13 protein-coding genes are annotated in these 16,739 nt (G+C 46.5%); 2 read left to right on the forward strand and 11 right to left on the reverse strand.

Annotated elements, in window-relative coordinates; genetic code table 11:
* The first annotated feature begins 181 nt into the window (after window positions 1-181).
* Entirely contained in the window at window positions 182-1,414 is a 1,233-nt protein-coding gene (locus tag J7E78_RS06725) for a nucleotidyltransferase (RefSeq protein ID WP_215075480.1), read from the forward strand.
* Window positions 1,415-1,751: 337 nt separating this feature from the next.
* Here J7E78_RS06725 and J7E78_RS06730 read toward each other — a convergent pair whose 3' ends face one another.
* Window positions 1,752-2,792 carry a SepM family pheromone-processing serine protease gene (locus J7E78_RS06730; RefSeq protein WP_215075481.1) on the reverse strand — a complete coding sequence of 347 codons (1,041 nt, stop codon included), beginning with the start codon at window positions 2,790-2,792 and terminating at the stop codon, window positions 1,752-1,754.
* Between the two features lie 321 nt (window positions 2,793-3,113).
* On the opposite strand from J7E78_RS06730, the gene J7E78_RS06735 reads away from it, so the two are divergent.
* Entirely contained in the window at window positions 3,114-4,454 is a 1,341-nt protein-coding gene (locus tag J7E78_RS06735) for a nucleoside recognition domain-containing protein (protein ID WP_215075482.1), read from the forward strand.
* Here the strand turns inward: J7E78_RS06735 and coaD are convergent.
* The 10 genes from coaD to J7E78_RS06785 form a co-directional block, all read right to left on the reverse strand.
* Window positions 4,432-4,938, reverse strand: a complete 507-nt coding sequence (coaD, locus tag J7E78_RS06740) for a pantetheine-phosphate adenylyltransferase (protein WP_215075565.1) — start codon at window positions 4,936-4,938, stop codon at window positions 4,432-4,434. The two genes, J7E78_RS06735 and coaD, sit on opposite strands and share 23 nt — an antisense overlap.
* Window position 4,939: 1 nt before the next feature.
* On the reverse strand, window positions 4,940-5,548 hold the full coding sequence (rsmD, locus tag J7E78_RS06745) for a 16S rRNA (guanine(966)-N(2))-methyltransferase RsmD (protein WP_215075483.1): 609 nt from the start codon (window positions 5,546-5,548) through the stop codon (window positions 4,940-4,942).
* Window positions 5,549-5,838: 290 nt separating this feature from the next.
* Window positions 5,839-6,129 carry a hypothetical protein gene (locus J7E78_RS06750; RefSeq protein WP_215075484.1) on the reverse strand — a complete coding sequence of 97 codons (291 nt, stop codon included), beginning with the start codon at window positions 6,127-6,129 and terminating at the stop codon, window positions 5,839-5,841.
* Between the two features lie 42 nt (window positions 6,130-6,171).
* Window positions 6,172-6,477: a hypothetical protein gene (locus J7E78_RS06755; RefSeq protein ID WP_215075485.1), complete on the reverse strand. Its 306-nt coding sequence runs from the start codon at window positions 6,475-6,477 to the stop codon at window positions 6,172-6,174.
* 170 nt (window positions 6,478-6,647) lie between these two features.
* Window positions 6,648-9,695, reverse strand: a complete 3,048-nt coding sequence (lacZ, locus tag J7E78_RS06760; RefSeq protein ID WP_215075486.1) for a beta-galactosidase, LacZ type — start codon at window positions 9,693-9,695, stop codon at window positions 6,648-6,650.
* Window positions 9,696-9,856: 161 nt separating this feature from the next.
* The gene (locus J7E78_RS06765; RefSeq protein ID WP_215075487.1) at window positions 9,857-10,687 is read right to left on the reverse strand and encodes a carbohydrate ABC transporter permease; all 831 of its coding nucleotides are present in this window, start codon (window positions 10,685-10,687) and stop codon (window positions 9,857-9,859) included.
* The gene (locus J7E78_RS06770; RefSeq protein ID WP_215075566.1) at window positions 10,680-11,570 is read right to left on the reverse strand and encodes a carbohydrate ABC transporter permease; all 891 of its coding nucleotides are present in this window, start codon (window positions 11,568-11,570) and stop codon (window positions 10,680-10,682) included. The genes J7E78_RS06765 and J7E78_RS06770 overlap by 8 nt, the downstream gene beginning before the upstream one ends.
* A 140-nt stretch (window positions 11,571-11,710) precedes the next feature.
* Entirely contained in the window at window positions 11,711-12,994 is a 1,284-nt protein-coding gene (locus J7E78_RS06775) for an extracellular solute-binding protein (RefSeq protein WP_215075567.1), read from the reverse strand.
* 349 nt (window positions 12,995-13,343) lie between these two features.
* Complete coding sequence (locus J7E78_RS06780) at window positions 13,344-15,113, reverse strand: cache domain-containing sensor histidine kinase (protein WP_215075488.1); 1,770 nt, start codon at window positions 15,111-15,113, stop codon at window positions 13,344-13,346.
* An 18-nt stretch (window positions 15,114-15,131) separates the two neighbouring features.
* Complete coding sequence (locus J7E78_RS06785; protein WP_215075489.1) at window positions 15,132-16,679, reverse strand: response regulator transcription factor; 1,548 nt, start codon at window positions 16,677-16,679, stop codon at window positions 15,132-15,134.
* Window positions 16,680-16,739: the final 60 nt, after the last annotated feature.

Below are 16,739 nucleotides of genomic sequence, written 5' to 3' on the forward strand. Positions count from 1 at the left end.
ATTATCGAAAATGTGTAATATACAATAGATTTGCAGGCACAGTCTGACATCTGCTGATGTTGGAATTGTGCCTTTTTCTTGTCTAAATTGGTGCATGATTTGATCTAATACATGACATCCCCTATGATGGAATGGATGTTATACATACTCGGTTATCCAATCGAAAGGAGTACGTCTAATCATGAAAGCCGTAGGCGTCATTGTTGAATATAACCCCCTGCACAATGGGCATGTTTATCATTTGCAGGAAGCTCGGCGGCTAAGCGGCGCAGACGCCGTTGTTGCGGTCATGAGCGGCCCTTTTCTCCAGCGTGGCGAACCCGCCATCGTGGGTAAAAGGGCGCGCACCGAGATGGCGCTGCACGCAGGCGCCGATCTCGTGCTTGAACTGCCGGTTGCGTACGCGGTCCAACCGGCAGAGTGGTTTGCCTTCGGTGCGGTATCACTGCTGCACCGCACTGGCGTTGTGGACTCGCTCTGCTTTGGCAGCGAGTCCGGCGACCTGGACAGCCTGCAGCGCATTGCGCGCGTGCTGTCTGTGGAGCCCGCAGGGATGCGCGAGGACATCGCGCGCCGCCTGCGGGAAGGCGCCAGCTACCCCGCCGCGTACGCAGGCGCAGCGGCAGCGCTGGCGCCCGGCGGCGTCGATGCTCACGACGCCGCCGCACTGCTGGAGCAGCCCAACAATTCGCTTGGGCTGCACTACCTGATCGCGCTGCAAAGACTTGGCAGCGCGATCCAGCCCTTTACGGCGGCGCGTACCGGTGCCGCGTATCATGAGGCGACGCCCGGGCCGGGGGCGATCGCCAGTGCAACAGCCGTCCGCCGCCTGCTGATGGCGGACGGACCCAACGCCGCCGCGCCATACGTGCCGGCGGCAACCCTTGCCATTCTGCATCGCGAATGGCAAGGGGGGCGCGCTCCCATACACTGGGAGCGCTTTGCACAGCCGCTGTTGCACCTTGCGGCTACCCGCCGTGCCTCCGAGCTGGAACGCATCGCCGAAGTCACGGAAGGCCTGGAACACCGGCTGAGCCGTACACTCGCTCAGCTCCCAGAGCCTTCAGTCGAAGCACTCCTGAATGCATTGAAGACCAAACGATATACACGCACCAAACTCCAGCGTATGCTCGCCCACCTGCTCCTGAATCACACCAAAGCCGAGTGTTCACCAGAGCAATTAGCTGCCGGACCCGGATATCTCCGAGTCCTCGGATTTAATGCTCAAGGGCAGAGACTGCTTAAACAAATGAAGAAAACCGCCTCACTGCCTGTTGTGCTGAAACCGTCGACGTTCACACACAATCAGCTGGAACTGGATATCCAAGCTCAGGTTGCGTATGGACTCGCTTGCGAGCATAGGGATACACGCAAGATGTTCAGTGACTACTATGAGTCGCCTGTGAGACTGTAATCTGCTTTTGACCATAAGACTTCATCTCTATGGAGCTTTTTTTATTCCATCATCAAAAAGATCACGGATATCCACTATTCGACACTCAACTATACAAGTAAAAAAATCCCCTTGCTGCGCGCCGCTCAGGCAAATCGCAACAAGGGGATTCTCTCATTAACTTCCCTTATTTATCTTGATTCTCTTGGATCACTTACCCCCTTTGAATCTGCTAATATGCTCATTTCTCTTGATCACACTTCATTCGCTGCAATCCATTCATTCCGAGATCATCCATCATCCGTACTTATCCATCCGGTTCAACGTTGGCTCGATCTATTCCCGCCCAATCATAATCCTATGATTTCACGGACAAGGTTTTCAAATAATCCAGCGCATCATTCACCGTGCTCACAGGCACAAGTTTCATTTTGGTGCCGATCTGTTCAGCCTTGGCTGCTGCTTCCTTATAGTTCTCCTTCGGCACAAAGAAGATCTCCGCTTCTTTCCGATCTGCGGCTACAATCTTATGCACAACACCACCAATGGCACCCACCACACCGTCCTTGGTAATGGTGCCTGTACCCGCAATTCGATGCCCCTTGGTCAGATCTCCAGGCGTTAACTGGTTATAGATCTCCAACGTAAACATCAAGCCCGCAGACGGACCACCAACCTGAGTATCTGTAAAGGATATCTGTTTGTTTGGATCTTCAGCTTTCACCTTCTGAACTGCACCGATCATTACTCCGAGTCCCGTGCGGGTTTCACCTGTTTTATTGTCTTTTACCTGAATCAGTTTCACGTCGCGGCTAATGGTCTCTCCACCACGTTCCAGTTGCATTTCGACCATATCTCCGACCTTTTTATCTTTTAACTGGGCAGAAAGCACCGTATTATCCGGCGTAGCCGTTCCGTTCACTCCCAGAATGATATCTCCCGGAGCAATATCCCCTTCCGGTTTCGGATCTTGGGACAGCCCAAATACAAAGATATGTTCAGGTACAATAGAGTAAGCCACACCAGCCTGCTCATATGCAGCCTCCATTGCGGAGGATTGTGAATCACTCATGAACCACACCTGTTCGGCAGAGTATTCTGCTTCGCTTTTGCCGCGCAGTCGGTCTTCCTTTTTATCCACTTGAGCATTTTTATTGAACAGAGAGGTTCCTAGCAAAAACACATTGGCATACGTTGCCGACACAGTCGTCATCATAAATACACCGCGTTCTTCCTGGTCTCCGTTTTTAACGGTTACCATTGGTTTAACTTCATCCGCACTGCCAGGCATATATATGATATACGGCGTTGGCATGTACACAGCAACATAGACGACCAGAGCCACCACGATCACAAAGATCGAAGCTCTGAATCCCCCAGATTTCCGAATCCGATTCATCGCATGAGCCTCCGTTCTTTGTATCTTTATACAAGCTGAACCCAAATTCCACATTAATCAGTGATTGCAATACCACCTTTTGAATACTCTCTTCTCTGGTCAGGTTTCACGCTCTTTGTAATGCAGATACTCAGCTCATCATAATTATTAGTTTATTTCCAAGTCTAACACTCTGGTCCTTGTGCATACAATGGTACAGGCCGGATAGGCCGCTGTATACAATAGCCTGTCCGGTCAAGGCCGAACCGCCCTTCGGGCGTCATTCGGCCGTCCATAACGATTCAGATGCCGTATCGGCGTTATCTGATATGAGGTGAAACGATGACATTACAGAGCGAGGTTAGAGATTCTGGCCCGTTACGAACGATAATCCTAAGTACCGGCGCTTTAATGTTGGTCATTGCGGTAGTTGCTTCCCCCAAAGAAGCGTTTGATGCCTCTATTCAAGGTCTGGATATATGGTGGAAAATCATCTTCCCTGCCATGCTCCCGTTCCTCATGTTATCCCAAATGCTCACTGCGTTTGGCTTCACCCACGCGATTGGCGTCTTTCTTGGACCCTTGATGCAACGATGGTTCAGACTTCCAGGCAACGCAGGTCTGGCAATTGCCGTTGGCATGTGCGGCGGATTCCCCGCAGGAGCAGATGCGGTATCCCGTTTATTTCAGGATAGACAAATTACCGCCAAGCAGGCGGTTGTCCTTGCGGCAACATCTCATTTCGCCAATCCAATGATGATCATACTGGTCGTTGGTGCTGCTTTTCTCCACCAGCCAGCGGCCGGATATTTTCTACTCGTGGTCCACTGGATCAGCGGCTGGATTGCTGCCATTCTTGCCACACGTCTCCTGCCCTTACCGGGTAACCCGAAATACAGGGTTGGCTCGACAGCCGTGCAAGCAGATAACAGCTCTCTTGCTTCTCAGCCTGCAAGTCCTGCAAGTTCCACAGGTCGCTCATCTGCACACCACCACGCAACGTTCAAACGACGCAGTATATGGTCCGATATGATGATTGCGGCCAGAGAAGCCCATAGTCGTGATGGAAGAGGATTTGGCAAACTGCTCGGTGACACCGTATCCCAAGCTGTGCAGACCTTAATGATGACAGGAGGATACATGATCGGTTTTGCCGTATTTATCCGGTTGGTCTCCCTTTATCTGACTCCCGGGTCCTCTGCTGCGCTGTGGCCAGCCTTCTTCGAGCTTCATCTGGGCACGTATCATTTGAGCCAGACTTCACTTACACCCGCGCTGCTCATGTCTCTACTTGCAGCCGTTCTGGGATGGGGTGGTTTATGCTCCCATCTGCAAGTCTCTGCTGTCCTGAAAACAACGGGTCCAAGCAGCAAATCGACGATGTTGTACTTTGCTGGAGTTCGCCTGACTCATGGATTAATCGCCTTTTTCATCAGTCTGTTCCTATGGATGCCGTTCAGCCGTTATAGCACAGAAGTCTGGACCACATTACAGACGAATACAGAGCAAGACCTCTCAACACCATTCGGTTGGCTACTCATACATAGTCCAGGTAACACATACACGATCAACACCATTTGGAGCGTCTTCCCTGCTGCATGCATGGGTCTTGCGTTACTTCTTGCAGTCATGGTTAGTCTATCGGGTCTAACCTTCTGGTTTAACCGCCGTTTTTCTCGCTGATTTTCTGACGAAGCGCAGCTTCCACCTCAGGTGATACAAGATCTGTAACATCTCCATGATAATGAGCGATTTCTTTGACGATACTGGAACTTAAATAGGAATACTTGGGATTTGTCATCATAAATATGGTTTCCGCATCCGGATTCAACTTGCTGTTGGTCGATGCCAATTGCAACTCGTATTCAAAATCAGTTACCGAGCGTATACCACGAACGATGACCTGAGCTTCCTTTTGCCGGACGTAATTGGCTGTCAGATCGCGGAAACTGTCCACCTCCACATTGGGTAGATGGCGGGTTACTTCCGTAATCAATTCCTTGCGTTCCTCCACTGTAAACAGCGGATTTTTGCTCATATTGTTCAACACAGCCACAATGACGCGATCAAATTGCTTCGACGCTCTGGCGATAATATCCAGATGCCCCATCGTTACGGGATCAAAACTACCAGGATATACGGCGATCCGTTCCTGTCGATGTATCATTTCAGTCATGAGGAGCCTCCTCTTCCGGTGTAGTGGATTCTCCATCTTCAACTGCCTCAGGCGAATAATAATAGATGGATACTGCCGTCTCCCCATACAAAGCCTTGCGCGTTTGTTCAAACGGGCCGAATTGCTCAGGGTAATCATGTTTGGATTCATATTCAAGCACGATGGTTGCTTCGGGTTCCAAAAGTTCCAGTTCGTGCATGGTCAGCATCAACTCGTGCCCGTTCTTCATACGATATGGCGGGTCAAGAAACACCAGATCAAACGTTGTGCCTCGTTTGGCGAGTGCCTTCAATGCCCGACCTGCATCATTGCGGTATACGGCCGCCTGATCTTCCAGCTTGGTTGCCTTCAGATTCATGCGGATAACTTCAATACTTTTCGATTCCAAATCAACAAAAACAGCCTTGTCCATGCCGCGGCTCAGCGCCTCAATACCGAGACCTCCACTGCCTGCAAACAGATCCAATGCTGTGCCGCCCTCAAAATAAGGACCAACCATGCTAAATAACGCTTCCTTCACCTTGTCGGTGGTCGGCCGCGTACCCGTGCCAGGAACAGCCTTCAGCGGCCTGCCTTTTGCACTCCCAGATACCACTCTCACTTGACGAGTCACCTTTTCTCTATGTAAGTTTATTGATACAGCTATCGTACCACACTAGGGTTCAGTTTGAAAAATGTGCGGTCTTCATTTCCCTTGGAAAATTGTTGACGAATTGTTGACGCATATGTATAAAAAGGAAACCATCGGGCGATTCTATAATTATCGACATCACAAGTGTCGTAGACAACCGCGGAGAAGACTTACGTTTCCCCATAAGCTCTTCGTCCGGTTTCTCCTCTCCCATGAAAAAGAAGCTCTCGAAAGAGGGCTTCTTTTTGTTGTCTCCTACTTTACTCCTGACTATTCATCTCTCGATGTTTCCGATTGGAAAGTCGCAAATTAATTAATGGAATGATAAGTACAACAATCGGCAAGAGAAGATTTATTGAACCATTCTTAATCATCATGAAGGTAATAAACAGCACGGCGAGCCAGGTTATAATCTCCATCATTTCATATTTGGTTAACGTCAGCTTGAATGCTTTTCTCGAAATGAAACGAATCAAGAAATAAGCGATCAAGCTGTAGAACAGGATCATTCCCAAGATGGCAACAGTGATTATGAGGTACATATCCAACATAAAAATCTCACCCGACCCTTATATCATTTCCTTAATTTTGCCTTATTTCTCTTCAACAACAATCGTTGCATTATAGATCACGACACGTTTTCCATTGAGATCGAATAATACTTTATTGCCGTATTCCGTATCTTCAACGTCAATTTTGCCATCATAGGTCTGAATCAATTCACCATTACTGCTGTACACTTTAACAACCCTCTCCAGGCCACCCGAGTTATTGGATCTCATCGTTTTGAGTGCACGTTCACCTGAAGCCGTATTGAAATACCATATGAAACATCCAACAATGATACCCAAGAAGACCAACACCGTCACCCATATACCTGTCTTTGCTTTTTTACTCATCTTGAACCCCCCTCTTATGTTTCCTGTCTCGTACATTACGAGGTTGGAGAGAGAACGGTTTCATACAATGCACTCAAGTTGTTCGTTGACACAACAAAACAGAGGCCTCCGATGAGCGAAGACCTCTGTTCTTTATAAGATACATTCTTTATTCCGTACGATCCTTTTACTTACAGTGCACGAATGACAAATTCGAATGTCAGTTCGCCGTCCGAAGGGATCAGGTATTCCGGATGAACCGGAGCACCCCAGCTGTCATCACCGCCAACACCCATTTGTTTACCCGCTACAGTAACGACCGTATAGTGCACTGGAGGCAATTCGTACGCATGTTGTGCGTTTTCCAGCTCAAATGCCGTATATGGTGATACATTCAGCTCGACTGGGGTTCCTGATGCTTCAATTTTGAAGCCATGTCCCGCGTTGTCTGTCAATTTGGCCCATCGTACGCCCGTACGGTTGCCCGATTCCTGTGGTACCAGATATGGAGCCATGGTATCAGCTACCTTGCTGCCATGGATGCCCAGACGTGCCCCAAATGCGCGGTCTGCATAGTTTTCTTCTGGTCCCATCGCGAGCCATTCCACGTTTTCGAAGTCAGGTGATGTTCTGAAGGACAATGCATGAATTGGCAGGTTTGGCAATCCGGCTGCACCTTTGTACGTATTATGCACACGTACGCTTCCGTCTGCATGAACGGTATATACCACTTTCACTTGTACATCCTCCGAAATGTTGAGCTTGTACGTGAACTCGATCCGGTATTGATCCGGTTTCTGTTCTGCTTTCCACTCTACACAACGTGGCATCAGACTTGCTGCATACCAGGCACCAAGTTCGAAGCCCATCGCCATACCTTTGTCATTGTCCGTTGTTGCACGCCAGAAGAGCGGTGCAGGTGGAACAGCAATCGTCTCACGACCAGACAATTTCAAGGAAACCAGTGTCCCAAACTGTTTGGAGAACAGCGCATGTGTCTTGCCAGCACGAACACCGATGTTAACGTCACCTTCGATAACTTGTACATCACTTACAAGATTCAAGTCGACTTCAACTGCATCATTCACCTGATCTTGTGTGAAAATAAACTGTCCAAATGCCACTTCTTCGCCTTTGTCAGCCCACAGTGTAGCTTTTTTTAACACAAGTGCAGTGTTCACAGCATACTCGCCGCCAGCCAGAGCTTCTGCATTCAACGGAAGTTTCACTACCTTCTCACTTAGCGCATCCACGTTAACTTCCAATGTTCCACGCAGCACTTCATGTCCCTCACGATCCAGGCTGTAAACCAGTTCCAGCGCAGATGTATCTGCAAACAGATTACCGTTCACGATTTTGACGCCTTCACGATCCGGGAACAGCTTGATGTTCTGGTACAGGAATTTAACCTCCTGCATTTTCGCAGTTACTTTACGATCAGCATGAACGATACCGTTTCCACAGAACGAATAGTCTGATGGACGATCACCAAAATCTCCGCCATAAGCGAGGAATTCTTTGCCGTAACGATCTTTCTTATAAATGGATTGGTCGATGTAATCCCAGATGAATCCACCTTGATACATCGGGTATTTGTCTTCCAACTCCGTATATTTGTGCATCCCACCAATAGAGTTACCCATGGCGTGCATGTACTCACAGCTAATATAAGGTTTGGTCGGGTTTGCATTCAGGAATTCTTCAATGTCAGCCGGTTTGGCATACATGCGGGTCTCCATATCACTTGTCTCATCAAAACGACGATCATGGAATACACCTTCATAATGTACCAGACGTGTTGGATCAGCTGATTTGAAGTATTGGGATACTTTGTAGATGACTTCACCACCGTGTGATTCATTACCACAAGACCAGATCAGAATGGACGGATGGTTTTTGTCACGCTCCACCATAGATACAGCGCGGTCCATAACGATATCATGCCATTCCGGTTTGTCCCCTGGAATAACCCAAGAAGGCTCAACGGCGCCAAGCTTCTGCCAAGATCCGTGTGTCTCCAGGTTCATCTCGTCAATAACATACAGTCCGTATTCATCACACAACTCATACCAAAGACTTTGGTTTGGATAGTGTGACGTACGTACGGCATTCATATTATTTTGTTTGATGGTACGGACATCCCACAGCATATCTTCCTTCGTAACCGCACGTCCACGACGCGGGTTGAACTCATGGCGATTCACACCTTTGAATACGATACGTTTACCGTTGATGTGCATCACTTTATCAATCATTTCAAATGTACGGAAACCTACGGCTTGAGGAACTACCTCAACCAGTGTACCCGCAGCATCATATACGCGAATATAGAGACGGTACAAGTATGGGATCTCTGCGCTCCACAGATTCACTGTACCGATATCTTCACGAAGACTTACTTGTCCATCGTTAACCTTGGATTCGAACGTTTTCACGGTATTGCCTTCACGATCACGAAGCTCAGCCTCTACACGTGCTCCAGCAACCGCATTTCCTTCCAGTTTCAAATCTAGTTGCAATGTACCGTTGGTATAGGACTTGTCCAGATCTGTGCGGACATGAACATCACGTACGTGTGCAGCAGGGACCGTATACAGATACACATCTCTGAAAATACCGGAGAAACGCCAGAAATCCTGATCTTCCAGCCAGCTGCCTGTGCTGCGTTGATACACTTCAACAGCCAGCTTGTTCTCTCCATCCTGAAGGAATGGCGTCAGGTCAAAGTCAGATGGCGTGAAGCTGTCTTCCCCGTATCCTACAAATTGTCCGTTAAGCCATACATAGAATGCAGACTCTACACCTTGGAAAGAAATATATACCGGATTCGACTCCCAACCTGTCGGCAGGTGGAATGTGCGAATGTAACTTCCAACAGGGTTTTTATCCTGCGGCAATGCCGGCGGACGAATGTCGTTCAAGCCATCCCAAGGATATTGTGTATTTACATATTGAATCTGTCCGTATCCTTGTAGCTGGATATGCCCCGGAACTTCAATATCATCCCAGCCTTCACTGGAAAAATCGGATGTATAGAAAAACTCAGAACGACTGTCTGGACGAATTGCATAGTTGAATTTCCACGTACCATTGAGATCATAACGCATGGACATCGCGCCGGAACCAATAGCCTCATCCATTGTGTGGTAATAGCGGTGATCGGAATAGGCAGGAAGACGGTTCACCTCAAATACACTTACGTCCCCCAACCAGTTGATATCTGCCTTTGTTGCTTTCATCGGCTCTCTCTCCCTTTTAAAACGTTATAGTTTGACTTATTCAAGGTTTCATCTGAATTTCCTTTTTGCTTTACATAAACAAAAAAGACAGAGGTACGCCATAACTGGCGTCCTCTCTTCTTTCCTGCACCCGTCATTTTTGCACGGATATGCTATTTTCATTACTTCACGGAACCTACCATACCTGCAACAAAATGTTTCTGCATGATGAAGAATACGATTGCTGTAGGCAGTGTTGCAATAACGATTGCTGTCATGATCACTCCATAATCCGGAGAATAACCAGCACCCAGATTTGAGATCAACAGTGGAATCGTTTGTTGGTCAGGTGTTTGCAATACAATGAGTGGCCACAGATAGTTGTTCCAGCTACTCATGAATGTAATGATTGCTGCCGCTGCATATGTTGTTTTCATTGTTGGCATGTAGATCTTCAGGAAGATCCCGAGTTCGCTCAAACCATCAATACGTCCAGCTTCCAGCAAGTCTTTCGGGAACATTTTGGTGTTCTGACGGAAGAAGAAGATCAGGAACGCTGTTGCAATGGTAGGCAGGATAACCGCTGCCATCGTGTTAATTCCGATAACCGGCGTAATCCCCGAGATCGTTGCGAACATGCGATACAACGGTACCATGATCGCTCCAAACGGGATCATCATGGATAACAACAAGATATTAAACACGATATCACGGGACTTCGTGCGGTATACCTCGAAGCCATAACCTGCCAAGGAACCAATAAACAGCGCCAGAACAGTGGAGACAACCGAGATAATCGCTGAGTTGCCGAGAGCCTGCACCAGATTCGTTGAATCAATCAGTTTGTTGAAGTTTTCAATGAAAGCTGAACCGGGTAGCAGTCTACCCTTAGTTACATCGACTGATGCATTTGTTGAACTGACCAGCATCCAGAAGAAAGGGAAAATGGATACAAAGGCGACGATGGATAGGAACACATATGTGAAAATCCGTTTTGCTTTAGCTTTAGCCATTTTTATTATCACCTGCCACTTTAAACTGGATGATGGACAATACAATAATCAGAATTACGATGGAATACGAAACGGTTGCTGCATAACCGAAGTCCGGTGAATATTTGAACGAAAGGTTGTAGATGTATTGTGAAATCGACATGGTCGCGTTACCCGGACCACCTTTGGTAATGTTCATGATCTCATCGAAGATTTGCAATGTACCAATCGTTGATGTGATGGACGTGAAGAGGATAATCGGTTTGAGCAAAGGCACTGTGATTTTGAAAAATTGGGTGAAGGCATTCGCTCCGTCAATTCTTGCAGCTTCATAGATCGATTGATCGATGTTTTGCAGCGATGACAGATAGAAAATCATATTATATCCGGTCCAACGCCAAGTAACGGCGATTATGATCGTAATTTTAGCCCAGAACGGGTCTGTAATCCATTGAATAGGATCGCCAATAATGTGCAGGCCCATCAAGAATTGATTGACCATTCCATCCGGTGCGAACAAATATTTGAATACAACAGAGTAAGCTACCAATGAGGTTACACAAGGCAGGAAAATCGCTGTACGGAAGAAACTCCGGAAGCGCAGTGTACTGTCATTCAACAATACGGAAATAAACAAACCGAGAATAATCATTACAGGCACTTGGATAATCAGGTAGATGAACGTATTCGATAATGCTGTGCGGAACGTTGTGTCACCTAACAATCTTTTGTAGTTATCAATGCCCGTATATTCAAGATTGGCTCCTACACCAGACTTGAACGATAAGAGCAGCGCTTGGATCATCGGGTAGAAGTAAAAAGAAACAATCCCGACAACAGCCAGCAAAACAAAAGCCCATCCAGTCAAATTATTTTTCTTTTGGAGACTGTCTCCTGTATTCATGGCTTTCACAGTATGGCTCCTCTCTGTCCATGGAACATGGGTAGAACCCACAGAGCCTCTCGCCATATCCGTTCGACTTGCGCCGGACAAGGGAGACGGCTCCGATGTTTCCTGGGGTTCTATAAGTTACCTTGGGTATCTTAGTTTGTTTGTGCTTCAGCTTGTTTTTGTGCATCAGCCAGAACGTCATCAATAGCTTTACCGTTCAGGAATGCTTGCATCTCTACAACCAGAATATCTTCGATGGCATATGTGTTGATACCATAGTTTACGCTTGGAATTTGTTCAGTCCATTTCGCGAAGTCTGCGAAGATTTTTTGTCCGCCGAAGAACTCGTCTTCTTTGGCATAAGCATCACCATCAACTGCCGGTTTGTACGTACCGATTGCACCGATGTTGTTCAACAGATCTTGATACAATTGTTTGTCGGAACCAAATGTTTTTGCTACGAAATCAGCAGCTTGATCTGCACCAGGAACGTTGTTCATCACATACCAAGAGCTACCACCCAAGTTGGATGCGTGAACAGAGTTTGGTTGACCAGCCATTTTTGGCATTGGAGCTACAGCCCATTTCCCGGATTGGGAGGCTTCTTGACGTACAGATGGTGAGAACCAGTTACCTGTAGGAATTGTTGCTACGCTACCGTTATTGGCGTTGGCAACGAATTGACTCCAGTCAGAGTGCAATTTAACAATGTTGGCATCCATCATCGCTTTGTAGGTGATGAAAGCTTCTTTCAGTGCAGCGTTAGTAGCAATGTCAGGTGTTTTACCATCTTCTGTGGAATACCATTTACCTGCAGTTTGGATCATCATACGAATCAAACCAAGGTCATTCGGGTCAAGAGAAAGAAGCTCTTTACCTGTTTTAGCTTTTACGTCTTTACCAATTTGGATGTAATCATCCCAAGTGATGTCTTGCAGGTCAGCTGCTTTGTAGCCAGCTTGCTCCAGCAGGTCTGTTCTGTAGTACAAGCCAGCAACGCCGGAGTCAAATGGTACTCCGTATTGTTTGCCATCAAACGCTGTTGGTCCGAGTTTGTAATCTGCAAAATCGGAAGCCGTGATGCTGGAAGACAGATCTTTGAACGCATCAGGATATGCATTCAGGAAGCTTTGTGAGCGATAGTCTTCAATCAGAACTACGTTTGGAAGACCGCTGGCAGTTCCGGAGTTAAGACCTGTGTTCAGTTTCTGAATGATATCAGCCTGAGCGTACTCAATGATGTTAATTTTCACATCAGGATTTGCTTTTTGATATGCTTCTTTTGCTGTTTCCATTGCAGCTACGTTAAAAGCTTTGTCCCAAGCCCAGACCGTAATTTCGTTTGTTTTTTCGTCACCACCACTAGCGGAATTACCTCCGCCACCGGATGAACATGCGGACAACAGCAGTACTGTAACAAGCATCAATACCCACATTTTTTTCAAAACATTCAACTCCCCTTCAACCTCTTTGTGTGTAATTTGTTTGCGTTTTCTGAAAGCGGTTGCTTTCGATGTATTCATCTTATCATTCCCATATCTCCATTCGTTAGTAATAATTTTGTGCGGATTTGTCATCTTATTGCCACAATGAAAACCTTTACAGAAAACGTTTGCATTAAATTTGTTTTTTTGTAATTTCTTTTGATTTTGTAATTTCTTGATCTTGAAATAGTACAAATATGTATTCTCACTTCACCTCTGAACATGAAATCCCCCGTCTCTGTAGATACACAGAAACGAGGGATCTCAATTGGAGATGTATTCAATTGAAATAGGCTACCATTCAACTCGTGATTAAAGGCAAGGTAACGGTGACTCTTGTCCCTTCCCCAACGTTACTCATAATGGTGACACCATAGGGTGAACCATATAATAACTCAATACGGTCATGTACATTGCGAATACCGATACCGCTGAATAGTTGACGATTGTTCTTTGGATTGGGCAACGTTTCTCCCCTGACAAGCCCTTCAATTCCATCCCCATTGTCCATAATCTCACAGATGAGTGATTCTCCCGCTCTGGAAACCATGACATGAATCGTTCCCGTTTCTTTCTTGATGAATCCATGGAAAAATGCATTCTCGATAAACGGCTGGATCATCAGTTTGGGTACATGATAGTGTGTACAATCCGGAGCGACGTAAAAAGCTGCTTTAATCCGGCCACCATATCTGACGTGATTAATGAAGACATAATTTTTCAAATTTTCGACTTCTTGTTCAACTGTAACAGTCTGACTCACGTCACTAATTGTATTCTGTAACAATCCGATCAGTGCATTAATGGTCTCCGCTGCTCTGTCTTTGTTGCCTTGTTGCACCAGAACTTTGACAGAAGCAAGTGTATTGTACAAGAAGTGAGGATTAATCTGACTCTGTAATGCCGCAAGCTCTGCGTTACGTTGTTCATGCTGTGTCTGTACTAACTGATCCACATAATCATGCAGTTCATCAAGCATGTAATTGTAAGCATTACCAAGCTGCCTGCTCTCGTAGCTTCCGCTCACCGGAATATAGTTGTCCAGATCACTTTTCGTAATATTGGACATCTGCTTCACCAGTCTGCGCAGGGACTTGGTAATCTGGCTGGTGATGAGAAATACCAGAATAAGAGCCCCTACAACGATAGCTGCACAGATCAGAGCAACCGTCTTCATGTCGATGAGTTGACCCATCGCCAGATCCTTATCCACGACATTGACAATATAAAACCGATAGAATGGTAAATACTCGGATAAAACGACGCTATCTTGATCCATCACACGAGCATTGATACTTCTCGGAGACGTTTTGTTCATTTCTCGGGCATATGACAGCAAATCCAGCTGAGTTGTCCCGATCCAGTCTTCACGATTCGAAGATACAATCTCACCTTTTTCGTTCATAATGACCACGTCATTGCCTCGACTTGTAAAGCTGGCATAGAACTGCCGGAACGCCTCCTCTCTCATGGTGACATAGAGCGTACCATACATTCGGCTGCGGGCCCGATCCGTCAATGCTTTCGTGGCAGAGATCATCTGCTGACTTCCGATCGTTGCATCGTTTTGGTAATCATCAAAGATAAGACGACTCGGCGTCTCAGCTGCTTCCATCGTAATTGGCTCCTGCTTCAATTCTTCCACGGACAACTGAAGGTGAGCACGATTCGTGGAATAGCTCCGTCCATTAATCCCGATAATTGTTATCCCGACTTCGTAGGATTCTGTGATGGATTGAATTCGATCCATCGTTTCCCTCATATTATAGAAGGATTTGGCCATTGTGAGGGAATCGGCATCTCCTTCGGACAGGAATCCTCGGATCGATCCACTCTGCGTCACATTATTCGATACGGCAGCAATGGCCTCATTAAAGGATTCAAAATTTGTTTTGATCTGATTAAGCACCTTGGAGTTTGTGATACTGAACGTCTCAGTAAACAGATTGGTTGACATGTGAATGGTCGTCCATAAGATGAGTACAGAAACGAGGACAATACTGATGACCATAACCAGAAACAACTTGGGAAACAATCCGAGACGAGATAATCTATTCATCCATTTCTTCATGATTTTATCCTTCTGACTTTATGCCCAGAATTTGCGCCGGTATCGGCTTGGTGATAATCCGGTGAATTTTTTGAATACTTTGCAAAAGTAACTATGATCGGAATAGCCTACCATATTGCTAATCTCAGAGATCGTTACATCATCGGATCGGAGCAATTCCTCGGCTTTTTCTATACGAATTTTATTCAAGTATTCATTAAATCCTTCTTTTTTATGAGATGAGAAATAACTGGATAAATACGATGGATTAAAATGAAAGTGCTTGGCTACTTCAGCAAGCCCGAGCGGCTGATCAAAGTGCTCATGCATGTAATCCAGCAGCATCTTCATATTGGGATCACTTCGTTTTCCACCTGCACCAGCGGTGCACTCCTGAACTTCCGTCATGAATTGGTCAAGCACAGTCATGACTTCGTCCAGACTCGAAGCCCCGTCCACATTTTTAAAATACGTATATTTGCTCTCTTCCAGCCCGGCAGACTGGACATCCATATCCGCGAGGGCAATGGTCACGTTGAAGATCAAGTTACCGAGAAATGATTTGATCTCAAACACATCGGCAATATAATCCCGTCCAAGTGTTTTCGCATGATCCTGTAAATACTCCCTTGCCGCTTCGACCCGGTTACGCTTCACATGCTGCAAAAACATATTCACATTAAACTGGTAACCTGCGGGATGCATTGGAGGCAGTTCACCATACACCAGGATGGGTCGATCCTTATAATAGAAGCGATATTCCATCAACTTGATCAGGCGTTCACGGTAAACGGTACCCATCTGTTCAAATGAAGTAAAGCTGTCACTAAGCACCCATCCAGGGTTGCCTTGCGCCGATGCATTTTCACTAGCCAGCTGTCTGATCCGTTCAAGCATCCATTCATCTCTCGCAGGATCGACATTAAGAAGCATCACAGGTAATGTACTCTCTGCGGGAACCATTGCACATTCCACTTCTGGCAGATCACTGCGGAGCTTGGATTCAATCTGTTCCTGATCCAGCTTCAGTGGATTCCATCCAGCATCCATGGGTTTATACACAAGCAAACGAAAGGATTCGTACGGAAAAGTATCTCGTATCATCGGCATTTCGTTATCTTCATCCAGTGTAAAACCGGATAACATCTTCTCCATCAGTTGTCCAAGTCTCCAGCCATCGTGCGACGGCTCAAACTGCAGCTCCGGAATTTTACCTGCTGTGCGTTGAAGGACCTGCAATAATTCATTCGTATCCAGCTTTGGTTTCAGTATATAATCGGCTGCCCCGTGCTGAAGCGTGGAACGTACATACTCGAACTCGCTGAAGCTGCTAAGTACAATAACTTCAATCTGCGGATTACTAGCTTTTAGTGTACGGACAAACGTTTCGCCATCCATGACAGGCATGACAATGTCGGTAATCACAATATCCGGTTTTAACAGGTCCACCTGCTGTAATCCTTCTTCACCGTTGGAAGCTTCACCCACAATGATAAATCCTTCCGCTTCCCAGTTCATATGGTGCTTTATGCCCTGCCTTACCAGAAACTCATCGTCAACAATCAGCACCTTGCACAACCGGTTCATGACCCTTGACCCCCTTGTCTAATCTTTCCTCTATATCTGTACAGGCTATACCAACTATTA

This window comes from Paenibacillus polymyxa (assembly GCF_018614975.1).
Lineage (GTDB): Bacteria > Bacillota > Bacilli > Paenibacillales > Paenibacillaceae > Paenibacillus > Paenibacillus polymyxa_E.